Source organism: Chryseobacterium tructae, assembly GCF_030409875.1.
Classification (GTDB): Bacteria; Bacteroidota; Bacteroidia; order Flavobacteriales; family Weeksellaceae; genus Chryseobacterium; species Chryseobacterium tructae.
Window position 1 is genome coordinate 713796 of record NZ_JAUFQR010000001.1, and the last position, 26423, is coordinate 740218.

The window sequence follows — 26423 nt, forward strand, 5'->3', positions numbered from 1 at the left end:
GCAATATTCATCGGTCTACAATTTTATCGGAGATAAAATCCTTGCGCCTTAAAAACATCATGTATGTAAAAGAATTTGCGCCTTAGCGTTTCCAACATTTAATACAAAAAAGACTGCCTCATTCGAAACAGTCTTCACTACATTATTTTTCAAGTTGCTTATAGCTTCTCTGTATAAAATCTGTAAGGTCTTTTCCCTTCAGCAGATTTTGAGATAACTTGGCAAGATCCAAAGCATATTTAATTAAGCTTTCCTTCTCTTCTGCATTTTCAGTTTTCAAGATTTGGTTAGAAAGTTCACTGTTGGAATTCACAACAAGATTGTACATTTCCGGGAATCCACCCATTCCGAACATGCCGCCACCGCCAGTTGCCTGCATTTCTTTCATTCTTCTCATAAACTCAGGTTGAGTAATGGTGAACGGAGCATCACTACTATCAAGATCTTCAAGCTGAACCGTGAATTTAGAATCCTGGATGGCTTCTTCTACATTCTTTTTCAATGATTCCTTTTCAGTGTCATTCAGTTTTGAAATAACAGGCTCATCTTTTTTAATCAGATTATTGATGTGATCTGCATCTACTCTTGTGAATGAAATATTTTCCTTTGTAGTTTCCAGTTTCTGGATAACGTGTGAAATAATCGGAGAATCCAATAGCAGAACTTCATATCCTTTATCTTTTGCAGACTGAATGTAGCTGTGTTGTTCATCTGCATTGGTTGCGTAAAGAACTACAAGCTTGTTATCCTTATCCGTTTGTGTAGGCGTGATTTTATCAACCAATTCATTCCAAAGGAAATATTTTCCGTCTGTTGTTGGATATAATGTGAATTTATCTGCTTTCTCTGCAAATTTCTCTTCAGTGATAACTCCGTATTCAATGACTATTTTAATGTCATTCCATTTTTGTTCATAATCTTCGCGGTTTTCATTGATAAGAGAAGCCATTTTATCGGCTACTTTTTTTGTGATGTAAGAAGAAATTTTCTTTACAGCACCATCAGCCTGAAGATAAGAACGGGATACATTCAATGGGATGTCCGGAGAATCAATTACTCCTCTTAAAAGCATTAGGAAGTCAGGAACGATTCCTTTTACTTCGTCGGTTACGAATACCTGGTTTTGGTATAATTGGATCTTATCCTTATCAATATTTAAATTGTTGCTTAATTTTGGGAAGAATAAAACCCCGGTAAGGTTGAAAGGATAATCTACATTCAGGTGGATATGGAATAAAGGCTCCTCAAACTGCATTGGATATAGTTCATGATAGAACTTCATATAATCCTCATTGGTAAGATCACTAGGAGCGATAGTCCATGCTGGAGTAGGGTTGTTGATGATATTATCTACTTCCTCGGTTTCAGCCACAGCATCTTCAGGTGCATCTTCCGGTAAAGGAAGTGTATGTGTTTTTGTTCCGAATTTAATAGGAACAGGCATGAATTTGTTATACTTTAATAACAGCTCACGGATTTTTGCTTCTTCTAAAAACTCTACAGAATCTTCTGCGATGTGAAGAATGATTTCGGTTCCTCTTTCTGTTTTATCAGTTGTTTCTTCAAGAGTAAATTCAGGGCTTCCATCACAAATCCATCTTACTGCAGGTTCGTCTTTATAAGATTTGGTAAGGATTTCCACTTTTTCAGCTACCATGAAGGCAGAATAGAATCCAAGTCCGAAGTGCCCGATAATTCCTGAATCTTTAGCAGTATCTTTATATTTTTCCAAAAACTCTTCAGCCCCGGAAAAAGCAACCTGGTTGATGTATTTTTCAACCTCTTCTCCGGTCATCCCAATACCTTGATCGATAATACGTAAAGTTTTTTGTTCTTTATCAATTTTAACCTCAAGTTTAGGATTCCCGTATTCTACTTTTGCTTCGCCAATACTTGTTAAATGTTTTAGTTTTAAAGTAGCATCTGTAGCGTTGGAAATAAGTTCTCTTAAGAATATTTCGTGGTCACTGTAAAGAAACTTTTTAATAAGTGGGAAAATGTTTTCCACTGATACATTAATATTTCCTTTCGTCATAATATTTTAGATTTTTAATTTTCAAATATTTCTCAAAAAAAATACCACGAAGCAGAAAGTGACAGAATGACATTTTTTCAATGGATAGGAATTCGGAATTATGTGGATTTGTCAAAGAAATATCCTATTTTTAATCCTTAAAAATTTTTAAAAATGAAGATGAAATGTACAGTCTTAATTCTGTTCATAATGGCCTGTTGCCTGTATGGACAGAAAAAGCCATTAGACCATTCTGTGTATGACAGTTGGCAAAATATTGGCTCGAGAAAAATCTCAAATGACGGAAAATGGGTGGCTTATTCTGTAGATGCTCAGGAGGGAAATCCTACCCTTTTTTTATACTCAGTTAAAAATAAAACTTCACAGAAGTTTGCTAGAGGAACAAAAGTAAATTTTACCAATGATTCCAGGTTTGCTGTTTTTCAGATCCGTCCCTTGTATAAAGATATAAAAGCGGTAAAAGATAAAAAGCTTAAAAAAAATAAATTGACGAAAGACAGTTTGGCGATCGTTGATTTTGTGAGTGGGCAAACGGAAAAAATTGCAGGTGTGAAAACATTTAAAACTCCAGAGAAGGCAGGTTCTTATGTTGCTTATCTTCTGGAAGATAAATCTTCAGATAAAGAAGATGGTGATGAAAATAAGGAGGAAGATAAAAATGTAAAGCCCCTTCAGTTGGTAGTACGTAATCTTCTGGATGGAAAAAGTACAACCTATGATAATGTAATTCGTTATGAGTTCAGTAAAAATGGAAAACAACTGGCTTTTGTAACTAAGAAACCGGACGAGAAAAAAGATAAAAAAGAAAGTAAAGATTCAACAGATGAAAAATCTGCGGATAAAAAAGATACAGATAAATCTAAACCGAAGAAATATGCCCTTGAAACCGTTCAGGTGGTAGATCTACAGAAAGGAACAGTTGCTAAAGTTTCAGAAATGGAAGGTGATTTTTCACAATTGTCGTTTGATGAGGAAGGAAATCAGTTGGCTTATGTGGGAACTTCTTCTGCACAGAATGATTTAGTAAAGCTATATAATCTGTATTATTTTAATCTTAAAGGAAATAAGAAAGAGCTGGTAACGAATGAAAATACTCAAATGAAAAAAGATTGGGTAATTTCTGAAAATCGTTTGCCTCTATTCAGTAAAGATGGAAAGCAGTTGTATTTTGGAGTTGCTCCAAGACCTGTTGCAAAAGACACGGCGATGATTGCCAACGATCATGCAGTGGTAGATATCTGGAATTACAGAGATGATTATCTGCAAACCGTACAACTCAAAGAATTGAAAAATGACTTGAAAAAATCTTATGCAGCGGTAATGCAAACTGAAAAGCCTGATTTCTTTAGAAATATTGATGGTGAGGATTTAGATACTTTACGAGTAGTAAATGAAGGAAATGCTGAATTTGCCCTTGGAGTTACAAGTCTAAACAATCGTATTTCTTCACAATGGGAAGGTTCAACAAAGAAAACCTATTTTCTTATTGATAATAAGACAGGAGAACGAAGTGAAATTATTAAAAATTTAGACGGCTCAGTTGAAGTATCTCCATTGGGGAAATTTATTGTCATTTTTGACAGGGAAAAAGGAAGATGGTTGAGTTATAATATTAAAACTAAGCAAACATTTCCTCTTACTACAGGATTGCCCGTTTCTTTCGTAGATGAAGAGTTTGATATGCCGGATTTCCCATACTCTTATGGTATTGCATCATGGACGGATAATGATGAGTCTGTGATTATCAAAGACCGTTATGATCTTTGGGAGTTTTTCCTGAACGGATCAAAAAAACCAAGAAATATCACCAACGGATATGGACGTAAAAATAAAATAACATTTGATACTTACGATTTAGATAAAGATATTAAAAGCTTAAACCGAAAGTCTTCGATTTATTTATCAGCATTTGATAATACCTCTAAGGCAAACGGAATCTTTAAAACCTCTATTCATTCGAATACTGATCCTGTAAAAATTCAAATGGAAAATGTATGGGGATATCGTAGCTTGCAAAAGGCTAAAAATGCAGATGAGTATATTGTTGTTAAAGAATCTTACACTAATTCACCCAATATTTTTGTAACATCCAATTTTTCGGATCAGCAAAAATTAAGCAATACCAACCCGCAGCAAACTCTTTATAATTGGGGTACTGATGAATTGGTCAACTGGACAACACCAAAAGGAAATACTTCTACAGGAGTTTTGTTTAAACCGGAAAATTTCGACCCGAATAAAAAGTATCCAATGATTGTTTACTTCTATGAAAAACTCTCGGATAACCTGAACCGTTATGTAGCACCGTCTCCAACGCCTTCAAGATTAAATATTTCTTATTTTGTGAGCAACGGATATCTGGTTTTTACTCCTGATATTTCTTACGTAGATGGTTTACCTGGAGAATCTGCAATGGATTACATCAATTCCGGAGTTGAAAAGCTAAAACAAAATGCTTGGGTAGATGGTACTAAAATAGGAATTCAGGGACAAAGCTGGGGTGGTTATCAGGTAGCCTACTTGATTGCTCATACCGATATGTATGCAGCTGCCTGGACTGGCGCTCCTGTGGTGAATATGACTTCTGCTTATGGTGGAATCCGATGGGGTTCTGGGATGAATAGACAATTCCAGTACGAAAAATCACAAAGTAGATTAGGGAAAAATCTATGGGAAGCACCGGATCTTTATATTAAAAATTCACCGCTTTTTGCCATTGATAAAGTAAAAACTCCGGTAGCCATTATGAGTAATGATGAAGATGGGGCAGTGCCATGGTACCAGGGAATTGAAATGTTTACGGCATTACGCCGTCTTGGGAAACCAGCGTGGCTTCTGAATTATAATGGAGATGATCATAATCTTATCAAACGCCAAAACAGAAAAGATATCCAAATCCGTGAACAGCAGTTTTTTGATTATTATCTTAAAGGGGCGAAAGCTCCGGTCTGGATGACCAAAGGTATTCCAGCTACCAAAAAAGGAAAAGATTGGGGATTTGAATTAACAGATGATAAACCTAATTAATGACAAAATCGGCAGAGCTTTCTGCTCTGCCGATTTTTTATTTTAAAAATATTTCTCAAAAAAACATCGTGAATGATAAACTGACACAATGGCATTTTTTTTATGATGGGCCTATTGTGAGCTTTTATTATATTTACCGCCAATTTTAACAACAATATGGGAATCTTTGATTTTTTTAAGAAGAAAAACAACAGACAGGAAAATGTCAGTGCTCCGGTTCAGCAGCAAGAAATGCCAGAGGAGAGAATAGTAGAGCAGATCGTGGAAGAAGTGGCAGAGACAATACCGGAAACAGTACTGGAAACACCTGTTCAATCACAACTTGTGGAAGAGAAAAAAGTGAATGAATTATATGAAAAAATCAAAATTTATAATGATTATATCGTGTATTCTATCGCACTTCAACTAAGAGGAGATTTTGCTCCGATTTCAGCGTTTGAAAATGAGAATGGAGAGATAGAAGGATTTACTTACACAATTACTGATCCTACTTATGGGCTTGCACCGCAGGTGGTGCTCAATAATATGAAGGAAAAGTTTGAAAATGAATTAGAGGAAGGAAAAATAAAGTCATATGCTATTCTTTATCATTCCAAGTTCAATGATGATGGTAATCATGCTTTAGCAATTAATCCGGAAGATCTTAAGGCGATTACACTTGCCTATCATTTTAATGACTCTGAAGAAGGTAATATTGCATTGCCTTATGTTTTCGAAAACGAAAATGTTACTTTCAAAGGATTTACTGAGTTTTCTCATGAAGAAAATAATGAAATCATGGGTACACAGTTGGTAGATGGTAAAGACTATTTTACTTACAGAGAAGAGATCAAAAGCCCTGAAATAATTAATGAAGCAGGAATTAAAATAAAGAAATCAAATGTTCACTCTCTTGCCAATATGTGGGGCGGAATTTTTGGTTTCCAAAATTTTCAGACTCAGAAAAAATACTCTGATTACTTAGTACATACTATGGCTATGGCTAAAGTAGATACAATACCTGCTGATGAAAAAGCTAAACATACAGAGTTTGCAGATGTAAAGTTTAAAACGATTATTTCAGATGAGTTTAATACCATTTATCCGGAAGTAAAAACCAATTTCTCTCTTGATTTTGAAACTAAAGAAATCCGTGAATGGGAAAATGTAAATAACAACGAAGCTATTGTGGCTGGCTCCGCAAGAGATACTTTTGGACTTTGGTTTTTTCCGACAGATTATGCAGAAAACAAAAATAAATATCAGACACAGAATAAGATCAATGTTAATGTGAGCGGAATTATTTTTGTGCTAGATCTTCACGAAAGCTTTGACTTACCGGATGGAACCAAAACTGATGAAGAATTTACTGCATATAAGCCAAGTGAGGATCTTCCTGATTATGGATGTATCGATTTTATTGGTAAAGTACTTGATATTAAAGAAACAGAAGTTTTGGAAGATGGTAGTGTGAAAGGGTTTATCCTGAAATTAAGATTGATTACCAATTCCGAGATGGAGGATTTCTTTACCATTGATGCCTTTGTGAATAATGAGAACATTCGATTTGAGACGCTTACAGTAGGTATGCAGGTAGCTGGAGCAATGCAGTTGCAAGGTAGAATTGCAGAATAATATATAATATCTATATGAAATAAAAACGGTCTGAATATTCAGACCGTTTTTATTTCATACTAATTGCTTAGTTCTGAAAATGTTTTTTACATTTTTACAGATGTATAATTAAAGTATTTTATCATTCCAAATTTGAAGATTATTCAAATCTTTTACATGATTGTATTTAATTATTTCTATCTGATATTCCGGGTAAGATGGATCTAGTTTATGCTTTATTTGATAATAGTCATCTTTACCAATTTTGTTAATGATTGGCTTTTCATTCTTATTATGAATCTTATCTAAACTAATCATTAGAGAATCATAATGGGGCTTTGGAATTGAGCCTATAAATGATTTAAGAACTATCACCTTGTCTATAGAACCTGTATTGATTTGTTCTTTATTATTTATATAGGGGTTATAAGTTTTATAACCCTTCTTTATAAGAACATCACCAATTAAAGGATCATGATTTAAAATAAGTGTTGTATTTTTATTCTCTTGCGCAAGGTTATTCAGTAAATCATCTATAGGAAGATTCCAACTATTTTTAGTTGTGTTGATATGGAAACTTACATTATACATTCCCCAAACATTCGCACAAAATATTAATGCCAATGCAGATAAATATAAACGTTTATATTTACTTTCACCGGGGTTTGAAAAAAGTGCATTTTGAAGTGGGCTTAAAGCTACAAAATTTCTCATTTTTCCAGCAATTCCTGTGACAAAAAAAACAATTACACCTATTAAATAGGATATAATACCACTATCTATTTTTTTCTGCTTAATTACCAGTAAAAAATCTCTTATATATAACAGGGTAAATCCTATTATTGATAAGATCCCTGCTACAGATGTAGGAAATACTCCTTGATTGCCTATCTGTGTAGTGATAAAGCCAACTGCAGACTTGGTAAGTGAGAAAATTTGGTCATCACTATTTTTAACCTGATAATTTATTAATAAATAAAATTGATAGCTATATAATAAACCAAAAGTAACTAAACTAACGAATACAAATTTTATTTTTTTATTAATCTTTGATTGATCTTTTACCCAATGTATTATCAATAATGATGGAATTAAAAATACGCCTGCATATCCTATATAGCTCATTAAAGTAATAGCGATTGTAAAAAGTAACCAATGTTTTAATGAGTTTTCTGTTTTTTTTGCTGATAATAAAACAAAAAGTACAGGTATAAAATAAGCGTACCATCTTATACTTGTCCCCCAAAGTAAAAATGCTGGGTTAAGTGATACAATCGTAATGAGTGTAAAGTCCTCAATTAGAGAATTACTTTCTCTAGTTTTTTCAATATAAAAGATACCAGAAAAACATACTAATACTGCTGAAATAATCCTAAGAGCACTCCAGCTACCAAAGATATCAAACAACCATTTATTTATTAAATAGTGAGTTGGTGGGTGAACATCTCTTGCAATAACATGATTGAATATAGTAGATTCTGTTTTTAAATTTTTTATAAGATCAATATTGATCAACTCATCATCATATCCATAAGAATAATAGGCAACAAATATGTATACTAGTAAGATTAAAAAATAAATTAAATATCGATATTCTTTTTTCATGGTTAAATATATAGTCCCTATTTGTTTTTCAATTCTTCTTTGATCTTGTTTTCCAATTCCTCGGCAAGTTCAGGGTTGTCTTTCAAAACATCTTTTACAGCGTCACGTCCTTGACCTAATTTAGATTCCTCATAACTGAACCAAGAACCACTTTTCTTCACGATTCCCATATCCACTGCTGTATCAAGAATTTCTCCTACTTTAGAAACTCCTTCTCCATACATGATATCAAATTCCGCTTGTTTGAAAGGTGGAGCTACTTTGTTTTTAACAATTTTCACTTTCACACGGCTTCCGATTGCTTCATCACCTTGCTTGATTGGTGCACTTGCTTTTCTGATATCAATTCTTACAGAAGCATAGAATTTAAGAGCATTACCACCAGTAGTTGTTTCAGGGTTACCGAACATTACACCGATTTTTTCTCTTAACTGGTTAATGAAGATTACCGTACATTTCGTTCTTGAAATAGTAGCCGTTAGTTTTCTTAATGCCTGAGACATCAATCTTGCGTGAAGACCCATTTTAGAATCTCCCATTTCACCTTCAATTTCTGCTTTTGGAGTAAGAGCAGCAACCGAGTCAATCACAACGATATCAATGGCGCCGGAACGGATTAAGTTATCAGCAATTTCTAATGCCTGTTCTCCGTTATCCGGTTGAGAAATAATAAGGTTTTCCAAATCGATTCCCAGTTTTGCAGCATACGTTCTGTCAAAAGCGTGCTCAGCATCAATGAATGCAGCAATACCACCCGCTTTTTGAGCTTCAGCAATAGCGTGAAGTGTTAATGTTGTTTTACCCGAAGATTCAGGGCCATATATTTCAATGATTCTTCCTTTTGGATATCCTCCTATACCTAATGCGATATCTAATCCTAAAGAACCGGAAGGAATAACTTCTATTGTATTGTCTATAGATTGATCACCTAAAGTCATTACAGTTCCTTTCCCATATGTCTTATCTAGCTTGTCAAGCACTAATGCGAGTGCTTTTTTCTTATCATCAATGTTACTCATCTCAATTAAAATAATTTCTCAAAAATACATAATTTATAGATCAAAAACTAATATTATTTATCCCTGAAACACGTTTTTAGAGTTAAAAAATGATAAAATTTCAAGACTGATGTTATTCATAACGAAGGAGATGCAGGATGTGGTGTTGAGAAATATTGAAAGAATAAATTAAAGATAATAAAGGTATAACAGGGAAAGCTGGAACTCAGTATTGAGCAAATGTTTTTCTAATCGTTAGCATCTTTACAATTATTCATCTAAGTATAAAAAAATGCTTATCTTAAAACATTGTTTTTTTAAGATCATTCCATGGACAGAAAATTAAAATTATTCCTGATTAAATCTTTTGCTGTATTAGCTGTTATACACTTAGCTTACTTCATTTATGGATATGTAAAGTTTAAAGGTCTTCAGACAATCTATGATAATACAGAATTTTACAGGTTTAAATTTTATGATGATGTTTCTATATCTCACGTTTTCGTAACCGGTCTTTTTTTGTTTTTCTTTGTTATTTTTCTCCTTAAAAATCATACCAAAACAAAAAATGGATTTTCACAAAAATTGGGAATAGGCATTATACTTCTATTGGTATCCTTTTTGTCCCTGACCTTTTTCATCAGTTATAGTTTCGGATTCAATGCAAAACTACGAACTTATTTACCTGAAAAAGATCTTAATAAGGACAAAGAACTACTTAACGTCTTGCAGCCTTTTTTATACAACTATACTTCTTACAGTTCGGAGAAGCTGTTTAATCCCGAAAATATTTTATATCCGAAACCTTACCCGGTGATTGAACAGAGAGATACAGTGTACTACGATCCAAACGATAAGGAATATTATTCAACAGAATCCACCTATTACAGTATTGATACCCTAAAATTGCTGAGTACTGATCATAAAAAAATAAGCAATAAAGCAGGATCAGTATTTGAATTTCTAGAGCTTGATCCTAATGAGTTGGAAAAAAGAATTATTTCTAAAAAGAAGATAGGGGACAGTACTGAAATTATATTTAAAGGGGTAGAAGTACATCCCCAATATGACGATAAGATGTGTATTTTTCTTGAAAACAAGTTTTTGTTTTTCCCATTGCATAATGTTCCTGAACGACAGCAGCAGTACCACAATGCAGTCAAAAGGTACAATTTACTTTATAAGTATAGTCAGGATTCATTGCTTTCCTCCTTTCAGAAATTGGATGTTCTTTTAAAAAAATACAATATAGAATCGCAAATTGTCCCGAAAGATCTCACCAAAGATGTTTTTTATTACAGAGATCATAAGCAGGAACCTTTGAATGCGATACGAAATACTTATGAAAGAAAGTACTTAAAGGAGAAATTTGCAACCCTTGATCGCTTGTTCTACAAACCGAATTATCTTCATCCTTCCATCAGGGAAATTTTTTTCAGTGCTGTTATGGGTGTCTGGCTTATTTTATTGTTATTATATTCGATCTGGAATTTGAGGAACAGGAAGCTTTCCTGAAAAATGGGGACTAATGAAAATTTGAATTTTTTGTGATGTTCAGATAATCTCCCAGTACTTTCATCTGATCTTTATTTCCTCTCTTGATCCTTGAATCGCGGCTGACAAGTTGATCATAGATCTTGTTGAAAAGTATTTTTGATTTTGGAAATAACTTTCTGTTGGAAACTTCAGGAATTTGTAGTCTTTTGCAGACTTCATCATCCAACAAAAACCAGGTACAGCAGACGTGCAGGTATCTCAGGTTTTTCCTTTGAAATTCAAATTTTAAAATAGGATTTTCCAGTGATTCATTCAATAAAGAATGAGCCAAAAGAATAGAATCCTTATCTGATGGAGGTTGAATAGAAGTCCATAAATAGAAATATTCTGTAGCCTGTTTTTTATCATCAGGAAGAAGGTGTTCCGGAATTCCAAGCAAGTAACCTACGTATTTCCATAAATGGAAAATTCCCTGTTCTTCTTCAATGGAAAATGTATTTCCTAATTTTTGAAGGCTATGAAGAAAAACGAGGCTGAAACCAATATAAGTGGCCATCATATCCCAGGAATTGATGGGCTCGCCCCAGTTTTTGGTATCCCATTCTTTATAATGTTTTTTGATGGAAAGCCTTGCGTAAGAGTGGATCAGACGGGTTTTGACAGCAAATTCATATCCTTTGGCGTGAATTTCCAGTGCATTGTAACGGGTAGCGTTCACCCAGAAATCCAATGTTTCTGAAAGACGTTTTACAGCTCCTTTTTTCAAAGCTTCCGTGGCGATGAGAGGTTTGTTGAGGTAAGCATAATCATAACCACCAATCAAACAGTAATCTCTCAAAGAAATTAAAGAGTCAAGGTTGCTTCTCATGCAAAGTTCAGCACCACTTTTTAAAAGATGATAATCAAGCCACTCAGGAACTTTTTGTGTTTGTGTAAATAATTTTTTTACACTTTCAGGAACATCATCATGCTCAGAAACTCCATTTCGGATATGCCCTTCTATTTGTCTTGATGCTTCTTGGAATTTTTGAGTAAGATAAACATCTTTTACAACAGCATCTCCGGTTTCATCTACATGATAAAAAAAAGGTGCATATTTTTCAAAATCTTTAAAACTTACTTCAGCTCCGGAAAATTCAATCAATTGTTTTCCGTTACCGCTTTCCCAGAAATTTTTAAAATGTGGAGCATCTTTAAACCGTGGCTGTATCATTATTCATTCCTTTATCTATAAAAGTACAAGTTTTACACCGAATTTTTATGGTGAGATTTATCAGGAACGAAAAGGAAGCTTATAAGTATCCCCATTCAAAAGCCATTTTAATGAGCTCAGAACAGTTTTTACAATTTGCTTTTCTCAAAATGTTTTTCCGGTGGGTTCTTACAGTTTCTTCAGAAATATTCAATCGTTCAGAGATTTTTACGGCAGAAAAGCCTTGTGCAATATAAGTGATAATTTCAACCTCTCTTTTAGTAAAATTAACAGAAATAGGCTCAGTTATTTTATCATTTTTTTGCCATTGCATCTGATGGAAATCTTCATTACCGTTGATTCCGGAAATTAAAATAGTGTAAGAATTCTGATGAGTGATATGTTCAATGTTGGTATGGATATTAATGGCCTGTAAAACTCTGCCACTTTCATCCCTATAAGTGTGTAAAGATTGGTGATGAAAAAGTTCGTAATTTCCTTTGAAGGTCTTCATCCGAAAACAATAACTGAATTTCAGTTCTGAAAGGCGATTGGAAGCATTTATTTCGACCATTTTTGCCATACACATTCTTTCGGCTTCCATAACGAATTCCAGATCATCGGGATGGATGAGGTCTATGATTTCCTTGAGATGTATGGGATATTTACTTAATCCGTGTATGCTCAGAATATCTTTATGATGATTATAAATCGTGCTATCAGCAAAATTGATTATGTAATGATAAAACCTTCCGGGGGCAAACACCTCTCCAATAATACGTTCTATAGAAGGAAACATCAACATTGTATTTTCATTCTGAAGAAGTTCCGGGTAGTTATTCCACACGTTGGTCAGAAGATGGGGCTTTTTTGCCTGAGTTATAAATTTTTTATCCATGGTTGATGTTTTCATAAAAATAATAAAATTTTGTTAAAAAAAATCACCCTTTTGTGGTATTTCATTTAGCCTCAAAGTATTGTAGCTTTATATGAAACTAATGACCATGGAAGCTCAATTTTAAAATTCTTTTACTTTACAGTTGAAGCTTTCTTATTTTCTTTATTTCTATTCAAAAAAACTTTAACCTGAAAAAACAAATAATCATGGCAACATTTCAAACACAACAGCCCAACAATACTTTTTTGTATCTAAAAGTTATTGTAAAAGCGAACTCATTGCTTTATTCCAGAACGGTTATAATGATATATCCGGGTGCTGTAATTATAACGGAATCATCACCAGAAGCAAGTAATGGTTCTATTCCTCCGAATAAATACAGTTGGTACAAACTTGGTCGAACAGCTGATTTTGTAGGCAAAGAACTCAATGTAGATACATTAGTTTCAATTACAAATAATGTTGATATTACCTGTTCATTGGTAGAAGATGATGATATGAATACTCCTTTTATCAATCATTCGAATTATCGTTTAGATGATATAGTAAATAATATTGCGAGATTAAGTATTGCTATAAACTAAAACACAATGAAAACAAAATTACTATTTATTCTCTGTTTTCTTTTTTTGAAAAGTTTTTCTCAAATAAGTAATACAGTGAAGTTGGAAAATTTGGATCTTCCTACAACACCTGCTGTTGTATTGTTGGATCAGAATGTTACTTCAATTGAAAATCCAAAGACTATAAAAGAATTTGGCCTTTCAGTTATTAATTCTTTTAAAGATAATGCACTGCCTCAAAACTATGCTGTAGAATTTAATCCTTACTGGATATTTAAAAGAAATAAAGATATCTATAAGTATTTTAATGATGAAAGATATTCGGGATTTACGCATAATCAGGCTATCTCTTTTGCTTTTATTAAAATCGATACTGTTCAAAATGTTTCTATAGGCTATAGAACAAATTTATTTAGGGTAATGGGGGTAAGCTATGGTAATGATCTAAAATCCCTTAATGATAAGATTTTGCATTTAAATTCATTGAACAAAGATGAAAATGATAGACTTGTTAGATTATCGGAAGAAGAAAAAGCATTAATCCACGGAAATATCATTGATCTAGGGGAGACAAACTCATTTGAAGATTTTTCCAAAAATTATAAAAGTATTTTATTGGAACTTAAGGCCTCTTCTTTAGATATAACCCCTTTGAATAGTATCATTAAAAAAATTGATAGTATATCATCAGGTGGAAAACAAAGTTTTGATAATAATAAGAAGCCTCTTATAGATTTGTATAAAACTTTCAAAACAGCTATTGAATATCTTAAGTTTGATAGAACAAAGTTTAGTAATGATAATATAAAAGCAATGGAAGAGGTTCAGAAATCTATTGTTGATTTATCAGAAATGAAACCTAAATTTTCAATCGATTTTGCAGGAGCATATAATCATTTTTGGAATAATAAGGATTTCTCTTCGGGTAGGTTTGGAAGGTTAGGAGCGTGGCTTACTATGAATTATAACATTAGTTTGAATAAAGATAATAATGAAAAAAAGCAAAATTATCTTAAACTGTTCTTACTCAACAGATATATTGTTGATAAAATGAAATTCGATAAAGTGAGCAGTACCTATGGCAATAATTCATTTATGATATTGGAGGAAAATTGAACTTTGAATTCAATAAATTGAGTTTTGGCTATGAATATATTCAAAGATTCGGCGATGATGAGGAATATAGGAGTGTTGGTAGTGTAATGTACAGGATTAACGATAATGTCAGCTTAATAGGTGGTTTTGGTAAAAACTTTGAGAATAAAGACAATATGATAGCCACATTAGGCCTGCGATGGGGGCTGAATTTTAACAATGATTTTGAGACAGATACACCAAAAACAAATAATCAATAAAAACAAAAAAAAGCCTTCCCATCGGGAAGGCTATATTACGTATCGCTCATTACTTATTATAAAGAAGCAGCGTGTACAAGCATATCAACTAACTTGTTAGAGTAACCCATTTCGTTGTCATACCAAGAAACAAGTTTCACGAAGTTTGGAGAAAGCATGATACCAGCATCTTTATCGAAGATAGAAGTTCTCTTATCTCCTACGAAGTCCTGAGATACTACTGCATCTTCAGTATATCCTAAGATACCTTTCAATTCACCTTCAGAAGCTTCTTTAATTGCAGCACAGATCTCATCGTAAGAAGTAGCTTTTTCTAATCTTACAGTAAGGTCAACTACAGAAACGTCTACAGTAGGTACTCTGAAAGACATACCTGTTAATTTTCCGTTTAATGAAGGAATTACTTTTCCTACCGCTTTAGCAGCACCTGTAGAAGAAGGGATAATGTTATTTAGAGCAGCTCTACCACCTCTCCAGTCTTTCATTGAAGGACCGTCAACAGTTTTTTGAGTAGCTGTTGTAGCGTGTACAGTTGTCATTAAACCTTCTACGATTCCAAATTTATCGTGGATTACTTTAGCTAAAGGAGCTAAACAGTTTGTAGTACAAGAAGCATTTGATAAAATTTTGATATCATCCGTAAGTTCCTTGTGGTTTACTCCCATTACAAACATTGGAGTATCATCTTTAGAAGGAGCAGAAAGAATTACTTTCTTAGCACCAGCGTTGATGTGAGCCTGAGCAGAATCTTTAGATAAGAAAAGACCTGTAGATTCTACGATATAATCAGCACCAATTTCGTCCCATTTAAGGTTGTTAGGATCTTTTTCAGCAGTTACTCTGATCTTTTTCCCGTTTACTACAAGATCATTTCCTTCTACAGAAACTTCACCTGGGAAAACACCGTGTACAGAGTCATATTTTAACATGTAAGCCATGTATTCTGCATTGATTAGGTCATTGATTCCTACAACTTCAATGTTGTCTCTTTCAGTCATTGCTCTGAAAACAAGACGTCCAATTCTACCAAAACCGTTGATACCTACTTTGATTGTTGACATAATAGTTTGTTTTTATTAGATTTATAAAAATAATTAGATTGCTAAAATTTCTGAAATCAACATTAAGTCTTTATTGATTTCATTATGTTTTTTAATGGCTTCTTCAATAGGTGTGTACACCACATCATTGGAACGCATTCCTGCCATTACATTCGTTTGACCATCCATTAATCCTACTACTGCACCATATCCTAATCTGCTGGCCAATACTCTGTCTGCACAACTAGGAGATCCTCCTCTTTGCATATGTCCCAACACTGCTACACGAATGTCATAATCAGGGAATATTTTCTTTGTTTTTTCGGCCAATTCATAAACATTGGCTAGTTTTTCTCCTTCTGCTACTACAACAATACTGGATGCCTTTCCTGTTTTTTCAGCTTTTCTGAATTTCTCAAAAAGATCATCTGTGCTGTCTTTTTTCTCAGGAATTAAAATATCCAAAGCACCTGTTGCTAATCCACTATTTAAAGCAATGAAACCAGCATCACGACCCATTACTTCCACAAAGAAACTCTGTTGTGAGAAGTTGCCGTATCACGGATCTTATCAATCGCATCCATAGCAGTATTCAACGCAGTGTCATATCCGATGGTATTATCTGTTCCGAAAATATCATTATCAATTGTTCCCGGAATACCAATTACTCTGATTCCAAATTCTTCACTGAAGATTTTTGCACCCGTAAAAGTTCCGTCTCCACCAATACACACCAATCCGTCGATACCCAGCTTTACGCAGTTATCATAGGCTTTTTGACGGCCTTCTTTGGTTCTGAATTCAGTAGATCTGGCAGACTTTAGAATAGTTCCACCTTGATTGATTATATTTTTTACGGAACGGGCTCCCATTTTCAGGAAATCATTGCTGATAAGGCCATTGTAGCCTTCCCTTACTCCATAGCATTCAATATTATAGTAATTGGCGGTTCTTACTACCGCTCTTAATGCTGCATTCATACCTGGAGAGTCTCCTCCTGAAGTAAGAACTGCAATCTTTTTTACAGCACTCTCTTTCATCTAGTAAAAAATTTCGAACACAAATTTACAAAAACAAGTTCAGATTATCGTAGTAACTTTCCATTAGTTTTGAATATATATAATTAAAAGCTTCTGAAGTTTGTTGGTTTAAAAATATATCTTGCCGTTTTGGTCTCAGGAGTATCCACATCAAGATCATACCACGGCGAAATGTTTCTCTGAAAAGGATTGGAGAGCAAATGGATAGATTGTGCAGGAGTAAATCCTTCACCCAATAAAAATAATTTTTTACCCTCTTTATTTTGACAAACTCCGGCAATAAAAACTACATGGCCAGGACTTCCCGGAGTGATTAGAATATCTCCGGTTTTTAAATCTGAGCTTTTTAAAACGGCTTGGGTTTCTTTATTAAGAGAAATAGTTCCTGCATAATTAAAGATAAGATCCAGATAACTTCTGAACCCCTGATAAGAATCATCAAACTCTGCCGTTTTTCTAAAGTTTACAGTATTACCATTGACAAAAGCTCTTGTTCCGTTTTTATAATCATTCCAACTGAGCAAATGACCGCTGGTGAAATGGAATTTAATATCATCTGTCTTTTTTATTTTGTATAAATATTCAGCTCTCAGACGGATCACTGCATCGGCACATTGTTGAAGGTCCTTTTTTCCTGTATCAATATCAAAAACAGCTTCATGAAGATGTTGTGTAGAAATGGGAGAACCATCATATCTTAAAATCTGGCTTCCGTAAGGTTTCAATTTGAAGTTTTCAATAAAATAACCGAAAGAATCCGATTTTTCTTCCTGCCATTGATAATCTTTTGGGGGAGAAAATCGTTCTCTGATTGTATTTTTATTCTTATTGATCTGTATCAGACCTTCAGGCATTAGATCTTCTGTTCCTTGAGAGGGAAGGTTTGCCGGTGTCTTATCTTGCGTACAACTCCATAGAACCATAGCAATCACCGTTCCTGAAATAATTTTTTTCATACTCATTTGATTCGATTACAAATATGGTAATTTTTGTGAAATATTGAAATTGTGAGTTTATCCACTTTTGGCTTTGTTGAAAAACACTAAGAAAGAAAAGGATTTGCAAGTGTTTTTTATTAAGAAAAATTTTTCTTTTCGGTTGACTATGGCGCATAGATGATAAGTGTAAATTGAATTATTCGTGTATTCGTGGCGATTTTTCACAGTATACAATTTTATCGAAGAATCTTACACCTTAATAACATTCTATTCAGAATAATTTTGCTCTTTTGTGTTTTTCAATATCCTGCGAAAATTAAAATATCCTTTTAAACTTTTGGATTTCTCTCTTCAGGAATCAGCAGCTTTCCCCAATCATTCAGCTGCCACAGAATAGTAACCAGCTTTTTACCAAGTTCGGTCAGAGTATATTCAACTCTAGGAGGAAGTTCATTAAAAGATTGTTTTATAAGGATACCATCTTCTACCATTTCTGTGAGTTGCTGATTAAGAACTCTTCGATCTACCTTCGCGATTCCACGCAAAAATTCACTGGGACGTTTCTTTCCCTCATTGATCTGCCAAACGATAGGAATTTTCCATTTCCCACTGATGGTATTGACAGCGACTTCCAATGGACAAGTTTTATTTTCTTCAGCTCTTCCCTTTGTTTCCATAAAATTGACTTTTTTATCCCTATGGGTGAAAAATATGCGTTATTGCTTATGTGTAGCGGCTTTTAGACCTTTGTAAAAATAATAAAATTAAAAAAAATGAATATACTGGCTACACAAATCGAACATTTGAATCAGGAATTGTCCTCGCAGCTTCCACAATTGATATTGGAGGCATTTGGAAAGTCTATTGAAGATATAAAAACCCTAAATATTGAACACAATAGTATCCAGATAGGAGATCAAATACCAGAATTTTCATTGAGCAATGCTTTGGGGAAAATAATTAATTCGGGTGAAATTCTAAAAAATGGAAAGATGATTTTGGCTTTTTACAGAGGAAGTTGGTGCCCTTATTGTAATCTGGAGCTAAAATTTTTGCAGGATAATCTTCCCAGAATAAAACAGAAAGGAGGTATTTTAATCGCTGTTTCTCCGCAAAGTCCGGATCATTCTCTGAGTATGGCAGGAAAAAATAATCTTGAGTTTGAAGTATTGACTGATACTGATAATAATTTTGCTAAAAAATTAGGGATTAGTTTTCAATTGCAGGATTTTGTATTTCCTTATTATAAAGATCTAGGAATTGATCTTTCTGACTTCAATAAAAATAATGAAAATACCGTACCTGTTCCGGCTGTTTTTGTAGTGGATGAAAATAGAGTGGTTACGTATAAATTTTTAGACGTAAATTACATGAATCGAATAGATGTGGAAGAACTGATACAAGCATTATGACAGAAAAAAGAAAAGGAGCCCGTTCTATAAAAGATATTCCCACTGATATCTTAATACAATTGAACAATGGTGAAATTGAAACGGCTAATCTTACAGAATGGCTGGCTGTGGATCAAAGACTTTTGTTAGAAAACTTATTAAAACAAAACAATCGGTCAGAATATTTCCAGAAAATTTTAAATAGAGTAGATCAATTAAAAAAGCAAACGGTCAATACCATTAATGAAGCTATTGGGTTAGGAATTCTTGAGCTTGCACTTAAAAATAAAGATGAAGAATTTCTTCTAAAGTTATCTTTCCATCAGGCAGATCTGGTGAGATGTTGGGCTGCTTATACTATAGGACGAAATAATTCTTTTAGTACAAAGGAAAAACTGAAAAAGATCCAACCTTTTGCTGCAGACTCTCATTTTGGGGTAAGAGAAATCTGTTGGATGACGGTGCGCCCGGATATTGCAACAAACCTTAAAGAATCTTTGTCTGTTTTATCAGAATGGACGAAACATGAAAATGAAAATATAAGACGTTTTGCCAGTGAATCTACCAGACCAAGAGGAGTGTGGTGTGAGCATATTGATCTATTAAAACAAAATCCAGGGTTAGGATTGGAAATTTTAGAACCATTACGCTCAGACTCTTCGAAATATGTGCAAGATAGTGTTGGCAATTGGCTGAATGATGCCAGCAAGTCCCAACCGGAATTTGTAGTGGAAATTTGTGATGAATGGCTTAGAGAAAGTAATACAAAGGAGACTCAATATATTGTCAAAAAAGCCTTGCGTACCATTCGTAAGTAAAAGTTATCCATAAAATCATCATTATGAATTAAAACCCCTCTCAAACTTTTCCAGATCAAAATATCAGCAAATTTTATATTATCATATTAAAGATCATTTATTTTGATGCTGAGTTTTAACCAATCCTTGTCAAGGTCCTAAACCTTGACAAGGATAATCAGATCGAAGTATTTTGAAAATCTATCAATGCATAGCATTAAAATTATCTGTGTAATTTATGAGATGAAAAAGTTATCCACAATATGGAATTGTAGGAAAGCTTTTACTATATCTGTCATAAAATAAATAGGTTATGAAATATGCCTGCTAAAAAGACTTTCCGGAAATAAGTCCAATAAATTATGATGAAAAAGTTATCCACAATATGAGATTGTAGAATAGATGTTATTGTATCTATCATACAATAAGTGGGTTATGAAATATGCCTGTGGAAAAGGTTTTTTAAGGATAAATCTAATTTATGAGATGGAAAAGTTATCCACAAAGTCAGAATCTGAATTAAGACCCTCTCAAATTTTTCCAGATCAAAATATCAGCTAAATTTTATATTCATATTAAAAGACCATTTATTTTGATGCTGAGTTTTAACCAATCTTTGTCAAGGTTCTAAACCTTGACAAGGATAATCAGATCGAAGTATTTTGAAAATCAATCAATGCATAGCATTAAAGTTATCAGTGAAACTTATGGTTAAAAAAAAGTTATCCACAATATGGAATTGTAGGAAAGCTTTTACTATATCTGTCATAAAATAAATAGGTTATGAAATATGCCTGCTAAAAAGGCTTTCCGGGAATAAATCCAATAAATTATGATGAAAAAGTTATCCACAATATGGAATTGTAAGCAAGTTGTTACTGTACCTGTCATAAAATGAATAGGTTATGAAATATGCCTGTGGGAAAGGTTTTTTAAGGATAAATCTAATTTATGAGATGAAAAAGTTATCCACAAAGTCAGAATCTGAATTAAGACCCTATCAAATTTTTCCATATCAGAATATTAGCAAATTTTATATTATCATATTAAAGACCATTTATTTTGATGCTGAGTTTTAACAATCCTTGTCAAGGTTCTAAACCTTGACAAGGATAATTAGTTCAAAGTATTTTGAAAATCAATCAAGGAATAGCATTAAAGTTATCTGTGTAATTTATGGTTAAAAAAGTTATCCACAATATGGAATTGTAGAAAAGCTTTTACTATATCTGTCATAAAATAAATAGGTTATGAAATATGCCTGCTAAAAAGGCTTTCCGGAAATAAGTCCAATAAATTATGATGAAAAAGTTATCCACAATATGAGACTGTAGAATAAATACTATTGTATCTGTCATACAATAAGCAGGTTATGAAATGTGCCTGTGGAAAAGGTTTTTTAAGAATAAATCTAATTTATGAGATGAAAAAGTTATCCACAAAGTCAGAATCTGAATTAAGACCCTCTCAAATTTTTCCAGATCAAAATATCAGCTAAATTTTATATTATCATATTAAAAGACCATTTATTTTGATGCTGAGTTTTAACCAATCCTTGTCAAGGTTCTAAACCTTGACAAGGATAATCAGATCAAAGTATTTTGAAAATCAATCAATGCATAGCATTAAAGTTATCTGTGTAATTTATGATTGAAAAAGTTATCCACAATATGGAAATGTGGAATTGAATTCTTTCTATTTTAAGATCACCATTTCTCTGTTAAATACTTCCAATATCTTTTGGGAACATGTTGAATATGCAGTTTCAGATTTTTTCTTTCAACAATATTGGTCTTGGTAAAATACCGCTGCCAAAGGGTTTGATAGTTTTTTTCATCATTATGAAACCTCTCCTGATAATTTTTTATATCCAATTTTTCATCAGGATAAAAGAAATCAGCGGATTCAAGGTTATAAAGAATTCCATAATTTCTCCGTAAATCATAGATCATCCATTTCTGATCCTGATAGCGGTCACTAAAATGTTTTCTGATTAAGGGAAGAATATTGAAGTCGGGATCTATTTTTGAAAAGAAAATGCCATCCTGCATTTTTTCGAAACGTACAAAGGCAGTCATTCGGTGGCTTTCCCGATCTACAGATTTACAGATTTTAGAGATTTTCATAATGTCGGTATCTGCATAGTTTTCCAAAATATTTTCTTCAGGATTCTTTACAGATTGTTTTACAGCTGATAATATTACTTTCTCTAAGTCGGGATCTTCAGATAAAAAAACTTTTAAAAGCTTATGGACACCTTGTTTACCAAGATTCTGTTCTATTTTTTTCAATACCCGTTCCGATTTATCAGTTTGAGTAATGACTTCATGAATTTCAGCAAAAATATTTTCCTGATGAAACCTTTCTTTGCTTGCAATTTCTACATCCAGATAACGATATTCAAAAGCTTCAAATATCGCAGTAAAAAGTCCATCAAAACTTCCATCGTAGATTAGAGTTGTCATCCTGCTAAATTAGCCAAAAATAAAAAGATTAGAATAAGGTAACAGCATTAGAAGACCAAACAAAATTACTTATAAATGGATGTGTGTAATTGAGAGTTAATGAATTTGTTTAACGTTGAGGTTTTAAGTCTGATGAACTATTATTTCTTCTTTGTAAAATATTTCCAATGTCTTTTCGGAGCATATTGAGCATGCAGTTGTAATTTTTCGCCATAATATGTAGATGAGTAAAATTGCTTACCAACATTTTTGGCTGGAATTTTCTTGTAAAATAAAATTTATTAGTTTTATATTTAGAATTTGATTTTCGAATCTTCAATAATGAATTCAGTCATAATTAAGCCCAAAAATGAGATTCTGAAAAAATATATTCAGTACTTTCTGTTTTTCAAAAAAACAGATCATCAATTGTTGTCGTATACTACTTTTCCCAATACTAATCTTTGCCTGGCGATTTATAAACAAAATAAGATCTCCTATATTCAAAAAGATGGAAGTAATCTCTGTAATATAACAGAAGGAAGTAGTTTTACCAGTCGTTTGTATGGATTTCATAAGACCCCTTTTCAGGTTTGTATTCAATCAGCACTTGACCAGATTTGTATTGTTTTTCAACCTTCAGCTTTAAAAGCTTTTACTCAGGAATCTTATGAAAATCTGATGCAGTCTAATACTGTTTTTGAAGAAATTTTTTTTTCTGAGAAAAATGTCCTGAATAAAATTTTTGATAAAACTGATTTTACAGACAGGGCTAATGAATTGGAAATGATTATGTGTAACAATTTAAAAAATAACATTGCCGATAAAATGAAAGAAGCTTTGATGTTAATTGATATTCATAAAATTGCAAGTACACATGATCTTTCTGAAAGACTTAAAGTGAGTGAAGCTACATTATTTCGTTTATTTAAAAATAATTTGGGTCAGAATCCTAAATCATTCCTGAAGACACTAAGGTTCAGAAATGTCCTTGACGATATTTTGAAACCAGGCAGATCACTTACAGAGATCGCTTACCAGAATCAGTATTGTGATCAGGCTCACTTCATCAAGGACTTTAAATTGCTTGCCGGGTTTTCTCCCAAAAAAATTACGGATAAAATATCAATAAATCAAAAAGATCTGACCTGGATCTATAATAAAAATCACGGTGAATGATTTTTACAATTTTTGTAATGGTGAATTGTCTTTTTTTGTCTGAAAATAATAGTAATGAAAATCAAACTAGTCTTAATTCTCATAATGTTTTCTTATGGTATAGGGAATGCACAATCAGTATGTGGATGTAAAGATGCCCTGCAAAAAATAATTTCGAAAATTGAAACCGAATATCCCGGATTTGAATTGAAAACGAAAGATAAAATCTTGTATGAAGCGGTGAAAAATAAAGCTATGACCTCTGCCGAAAATGTAAAGAATGATGAAGACTGTCTGGAAATATTAAAAGATTATACCGGCTTTTTTAAAGACCGCCATATCTGGGTCCTACCCAATCAAACTAATCAGCAAAAAGTATCAAATAATGTTGCCTTGAAACCATTAAAAGTCAATTTAGAAAAATTTAAAAGAGACATTCAAAAATCAAAAGACGGCTTTGAAGGAATTTGGGAAAATGATAGTTATGAAGTTGGAATAAAAAAAATAAATGAGAAAGAATATGCCGGATTCATTATAAAAGCAGATCCGGCCTATTGGAAAGCAAATGAGATTAAGTTCAAATTATTTTCTGACGGTAGTTATGAATATTATTTGCCGGATCACTCTATACAAAAAGGAACGTACAAAATGGAGGGAAACAGCCTTTTGTATTTTAATGAGCTTAGATCTTTTTTTATCAAAAAAAATCCTCAATCTACCATGAGCCCAGAAGAAATTGAAAATAAAAAGGATGAGATCAACGAAATTTTTATAAAAAAGATAAGCCCCAAAACGGTGATGATCAGACTTAAATATTTTAGCTATTCATTTGTAGATCAAATAGAAAAATTGATAGAGAAAAATAGAGGGATCTTGGAAGGAGCAGCATTTTGGATTATTGATGTAAGAGGCAATGGAGGTGGTACAGACGATGCCTACAGATCACTTTTGCCTTATATTACAACGAATCCGGTGAGAAATGTAGGGGCAGAATATTTGGCTTCCACCACTTTAATTCAGACATCAGAAAATTATTTAAAAGGAATATCTAAAGATTCTATTAAAAATAGAGAAGATATCAAGGATTTAAAAGCAAGAATTGCTCTGTTGAAAAAAAATCAGGGGAAATACGTGAATTATAGTACAGATAAAGTAACTGTAAGTTCCATCCCTCATGCGGATAAAAGCCCCGCTCAGATCGTTGTTCTGGCAGATAATAAGACAGGAAGTGCTGCTGAAAACTTTCTTTTAAAGGCAAAACAAAGCAAGAAAGTTAAAATCATGGGGATTCCCTCTTCCGGTGTTCTGGATTATGCTAATGCAATGTTTTTGATTACGGATGTAATAACTTTAAATTACTGATGCCCACTTACCGATCTTTCAGATTACCCGTTTATCCTATTGACAATATTGGAATTCAGCCGGATGTCTATCTGGATGAAACTGTTGAAGACTGGATAACATTTGCAAAAGAATATTTAGAAAACTAAAAAAGGCTCAGCTGTTGCGAAAACTGATTATGAAATTTTGAAGTACTTCCTCCAATCAATAGTTTTCTGAAGTTTTTATCCGTTAAATATTTCAGATAGGTATTGCCGGCATCGAAATCAATAAAATATTTCGCTCTGTTGACAGCAGCTCCCAATTGTCTCAAATGTTCCAGTGTTAACATCTGAAAACGTCTTGCACTCACAATTTTCTGAGCAGATTTGACTCCAATTCCCGGAATTCTTAAAATCATTTGGTAATCTGCAGTCTGAATGTTTACTGGAAATTGATGCAAATTTCGGAGTGCCCAGCTCAGTTTTGGATCCATTTCCAAATCCAGGAAAGGAACATTTGGATCTAAGATTTCCTCCGCTTTAAAACCATAAAATCTCATCAGCCAATCTGATTGATACAACCTGTTTTCACGGAGCATTGGAACTTCAGTAGTTAAAGAAGGAAGCCTGTTATCTTCTAAAACCGGAACATATCCGGAATAATAAACCCTCTTCAGATTGAAATGTCTGTAAAAGTGATCTGCAACTTTGATAATTTGCAGATCATTTTCATTGGTGGCTCCTACAATCATTTGAGTAGATTGGCCTGCCGGAGCAAATTTAGGAACCTTCTTTAAAATCTTTTTCTCATCCTGATATTGGATAATCCCTTTTTGAATATATCTCATAGGATTAATCATATCCTCCCTGTTCTTTTCAGGAGCTAATAATTTTAAACCACTTTCGGTTGGAATTTCCAGATTTACCGAAAGCCTGTCCGCATATAATGCAGCTTCCTGCATAAGCTCATCACTGGCTCCAGGAATGGATTTTAAATGAATATATCCATTGAAATTCTCTTCCAGACGCAATTTCTTGGCAACTCTTACAAGTCGCTCCATAGTGGTATCTGCATTCTTGAAAATTCCCGAGCTTAGAAATAATCCTTCAATATAATTTCTACGGTAGAAATTAATAGTTAAGTCTACCACTTCTTCCACCGTAAATGCTGCTCTTTTTACATCATTTGAACTTCTGGATACACAATAAGCACAATCATAGATACAATGATTAGTCAATAAAATTTTGAGTAAAGAAACACATCTGCCATCTTCGGTATAAGTATGACAGATCCCACTTACGGAACTGTCTCCCAAAGCACCCTTTTTATTCTTTCTCGTTCCTCCGCTTGATGAGCATGAAACATCATACTTTGCCGCATCAGCAAGGATTTCAAGTTTTTCTTTAAGGCGGTCAAAATTCATAAGGCAAAGAGATTGATATTATTTGTATCCAAATTGTATTTTAATGGTGTTCAAATTTAGTTCCAAAATTGATAAATGTCAACCTTTTTTCATAGAAGTTATCAAC

21 protein-coding genes and 1 pseudogene are annotated in these 26423 nt (G+C 33.2%); 11 read left to right on the plus strand and 11 right to left on the minus strand.

What is annotated here, in order from left to right; genetic code table 11:
* Positions 1 to 142: 142 nt before the first annotated feature.
* The gene (gene htpG / locus QWZ06_RS03470; protein ID WP_290295724.1) at positions 143 to 2035 is read right to left on the minus strand and encodes a molecular chaperone HtpG; all 1893 of its coding nucleotides are present in this window, start codon (positions 2033 to 2035) and stop codon (positions 143 to 145) included.
* Between the two features lie 153 nt (positions 2036 to 2188).
* Between htpG and QWZ06_RS03475 the strand changes: the two genes are divergently transcribed.
* Positions 2189 to 5062 carry a S9 family peptidase gene (locus QWZ06_RS03475; RefSeq protein WP_378169792.1) on the plus strand — a complete coding sequence of 958 codons (2874 nt, stop codon included), beginning with the start codon at positions 2189 to 2191 and terminating at the stop codon, positions 5060 to 5062.
* Between the two features lie 156 nt (positions 5063 to 5218).
* Positions 5219 to 6676: a hypothetical protein gene (locus tag QWZ06_RS03480; RefSeq protein WP_290295726.1), complete on the plus strand. Its 1458-nt coding sequence runs from the start codon at positions 5219 to 5221 to the stop codon at positions 6674 to 6676.
* 108 nt (positions 6677 to 6784) lie between these two features.
* On the opposite strand, the gene QWZ06_RS03485 is transcribed toward QWZ06_RS03480, so the two are convergent.
* Positions 6785 to 8260, minus strand: coding sequence for a hypothetical protein (locus tag QWZ06_RS03485; RefSeq protein ID WP_290295727.1), 1476 nt, complete (start codon positions 8258 to 8260; stop codon positions 6785 to 6787).
* Between the two features lie 17 nt (positions 8261 to 8277).
* Positions 8278 to 9279 (minus strand): recombinase RecA, encoded by a 1002-nt coding sequence (recA, locus tag QWZ06_RS03490; protein ID WP_290295728.1) that lies wholly within the window; start codon positions 9277 to 9279, stop codon positions 8278 to 8280.
* A 309-nt stretch (positions 9280 to 9588) separates the two neighbouring features.
* Here recA and QWZ06_RS03495 point away from each other — a divergent pair, with 309 nt between their 5' ends.
* Entirely contained in the window at positions 9589 to 10773 is a 1185-nt protein-coding gene (locus QWZ06_RS03495; protein ID WP_290295729.1) for a hypothetical protein, read from the plus strand.
* A 10-nt stretch (positions 10774 to 10783) separates the two neighbouring features.
* On the opposite strand, the gene QWZ06_RS03500 is transcribed toward QWZ06_RS03495, so the two are convergent.
* Both QWZ06_RS03500 and QWZ06_RS03505 read right to left on the minus strand, forming a co-directional pair.
* Complete coding sequence (locus tag QWZ06_RS03500) at positions 10784 to 11968, minus strand: oxygenase MpaB family protein (RefSeq protein ID WP_290295730.1); 1185 nt, start codon at positions 11966 to 11968, stop codon at positions 10784 to 10786.
* A gap of 79 nt (positions 11969 to 12047) precedes the next feature.
* The gene (locus tag QWZ06_RS03505; protein WP_290295731.1) at positions 12048 to 12860 is read right to left on the minus strand and encodes a response regulator transcription factor; all 813 of its coding nucleotides are present in this window, start codon (positions 12858 to 12860) and stop codon (positions 12048 to 12050) included.
* Positions 12861 to 13051: 191 nt separating this feature from the next.
* Here QWZ06_RS03505 and QWZ06_RS03510 point away from each other — a divergent pair, with 191 nt between their 5' ends.
* The 3 genes from QWZ06_RS03510 to QWZ06_RS03520 all read left to right on the plus strand — a co-directional run bounded on the left by QWZ06_RS03510 (position 13052) and on the right by QWZ06_RS03520 (position 14763).
* Positions 13052 to 13429 (plus strand): hypothetical protein, encoded by a 378-nt coding sequence (locus QWZ06_RS03510; protein ID WP_290295732.1) that lies wholly within the window; start codon positions 13052 to 13054, stop codon positions 13427 to 13429.
* Positions 13430 to 13504: 75 nt separating this feature from the next.
* On the plus strand, positions 13505 to 14524 hold the full coding sequence (locus QWZ06_RS03515) for a hypothetical protein (RefSeq protein ID WP_290295733.1): 1020 nt from the start codon (positions 13505 to 13507) through the stop codon (positions 14522 to 14524).
* Positions 14521 to 14763 (plus strand): hypothetical protein, encoded by a 243-nt coding sequence (locus tag QWZ06_RS03520; RefSeq protein WP_290295734.1) that lies wholly within the window; start codon positions 14521 to 14523, stop codon positions 14761 to 14763. Before QWZ06_RS03515 ends, QWZ06_RS03520 begins: the two co-directional genes overlap by 4 nt.
* A 56-nt stretch (positions 14764 to 14819) precedes the next feature.
* Here QWZ06_RS03520 and gap read toward each other — a convergent pair whose 3' ends face one another.
* The 4 genes and pseudogenes from gap to QWZ06_RS03540 all read right to left on the minus strand — a co-directional run bounded on the left by gap (position 14820) and on the right by QWZ06_RS03540 (position 18458).
* Positions 14820 to 15824, minus strand: coding sequence for a type I glyceraldehyde-3-phosphate dehydrogenase (gene gap / locus QWZ06_RS03525; protein WP_290295735.1), 1005 nt, complete (start codon positions 15822 to 15824; stop codon positions 14820 to 14822).
* 33 nt (positions 15825 to 15857) lie between these two features.
* Positions 15858 to 16843 (minus strand): annotated as a pseudogene (pfkA, locus tag QWZ06_RS03530) (6-phosphofructokinase).
* Positions 16844 to 16926: 83 nt separating this feature from the next.
* The gene (locus QWZ06_RS03535) at positions 16927 to 17799 is read right to left on the minus strand and encodes a DUF4846 domain-containing protein (protein WP_290295736.1); all 873 of its coding nucleotides are present in this window, start codon (positions 17797 to 17799) and stop codon (positions 16927 to 16929) included.
* A 311-nt stretch (positions 17800 to 18110) separates the two neighbouring features.
* On the minus strand, positions 18111 to 18458 hold the full coding sequence (locus QWZ06_RS03540) for a winged helix-turn-helix transcriptional regulator (RefSeq protein WP_290295737.1): 348 nt from the start codon (positions 18456 to 18458) through the stop codon (positions 18111 to 18113).
* Positions 18459 to 18554: 96 nt separating this feature from the next.
* Here QWZ06_RS03540 and QWZ06_RS03545 point away from each other — a divergent pair, with 96 nt between their 5' ends.
* Entirely contained in the window at positions 18555 to 19193 is a 639-nt protein-coding gene (locus QWZ06_RS03545; RefSeq protein ID WP_290295738.1) for a peroxiredoxin-like family protein, read from the plus strand.
* The gene (locus QWZ06_RS03550; protein ID WP_290295740.1) at positions 19190 to 19990 is read left to right on the plus strand and encodes a DNA alkylation repair protein; all 801 of its coding nucleotides are present in this window, start codon (positions 19190 to 19192) and stop codon (positions 19988 to 19990) included. Before QWZ06_RS03545 ends, QWZ06_RS03550 begins: the two co-directional genes overlap by 4 nt.
* Positions 19991 to 21675: 1685 nt before the next feature.
* Here the strand turns inward: QWZ06_RS03550 and QWZ06_RS03555 are convergent.
* Entirely contained in the window at positions 21676 to 22434 is a 759-nt protein-coding gene (locus QWZ06_RS03555; RefSeq protein ID WP_290295741.1) for a TIGR03915 family putative DNA repair protein, read from the minus strand.
* A 321-nt stretch (positions 22435 to 22755) separates the two neighbouring features.
* On the opposite strand from QWZ06_RS03555, the gene QWZ06_RS03560 reads away from it, so the two are divergent.
* The 3 genes from QWZ06_RS03560 to QWZ06_RS03570 are packed head-to-tail and all read left to right on the plus strand — an operon-like array spanning position 22756 to position 25061.
* The gene (locus QWZ06_RS03560; protein WP_290295742.1) at positions 22756 to 23592 is read left to right on the plus strand and encodes a helix-turn-helix domain-containing protein; all 837 of its coding nucleotides are present in this window, start codon (positions 22756 to 22758) and stop codon (positions 23590 to 23592) included.
* Positions 23593 to 23646: 54 nt separating this feature from the next.
* Entirely contained in the window at positions 23647 to 24933 is a 1287-nt protein-coding gene (locus QWZ06_RS03565; protein ID WP_290295743.1) for a S41 family peptidase, read from the plus strand.
* Positions 24933 to 25061 carry a hypothetical protein gene (locus QWZ06_RS03570; protein ID WP_290295744.1) on the plus strand — a complete coding sequence of 43 codons (129 nt, stop codon included), beginning with the start codon at positions 24933 to 24935 and terminating at the stop codon, positions 25059 to 25061. Before QWZ06_RS03565 ends, QWZ06_RS03570 begins: the two co-directional genes overlap by 1 nt.
* Here QWZ06_RS03570 and QWZ06_RS03575 read toward each other — a convergent pair.
* A complete protein-coding gene (locus QWZ06_RS03575; protein WP_290295745.1) occupies positions 25058 to 26317 on the minus strand; it encodes a putative DNA modification/repair radical SAM protein in 1260 nt (419 codons plus the stop codon). The genes QWZ06_RS03570 and QWZ06_RS03575 overlap by 4 nt on opposite strands.
* Between the last annotated feature and the right edge of the window lie 106 nt (positions 26318 to 26423).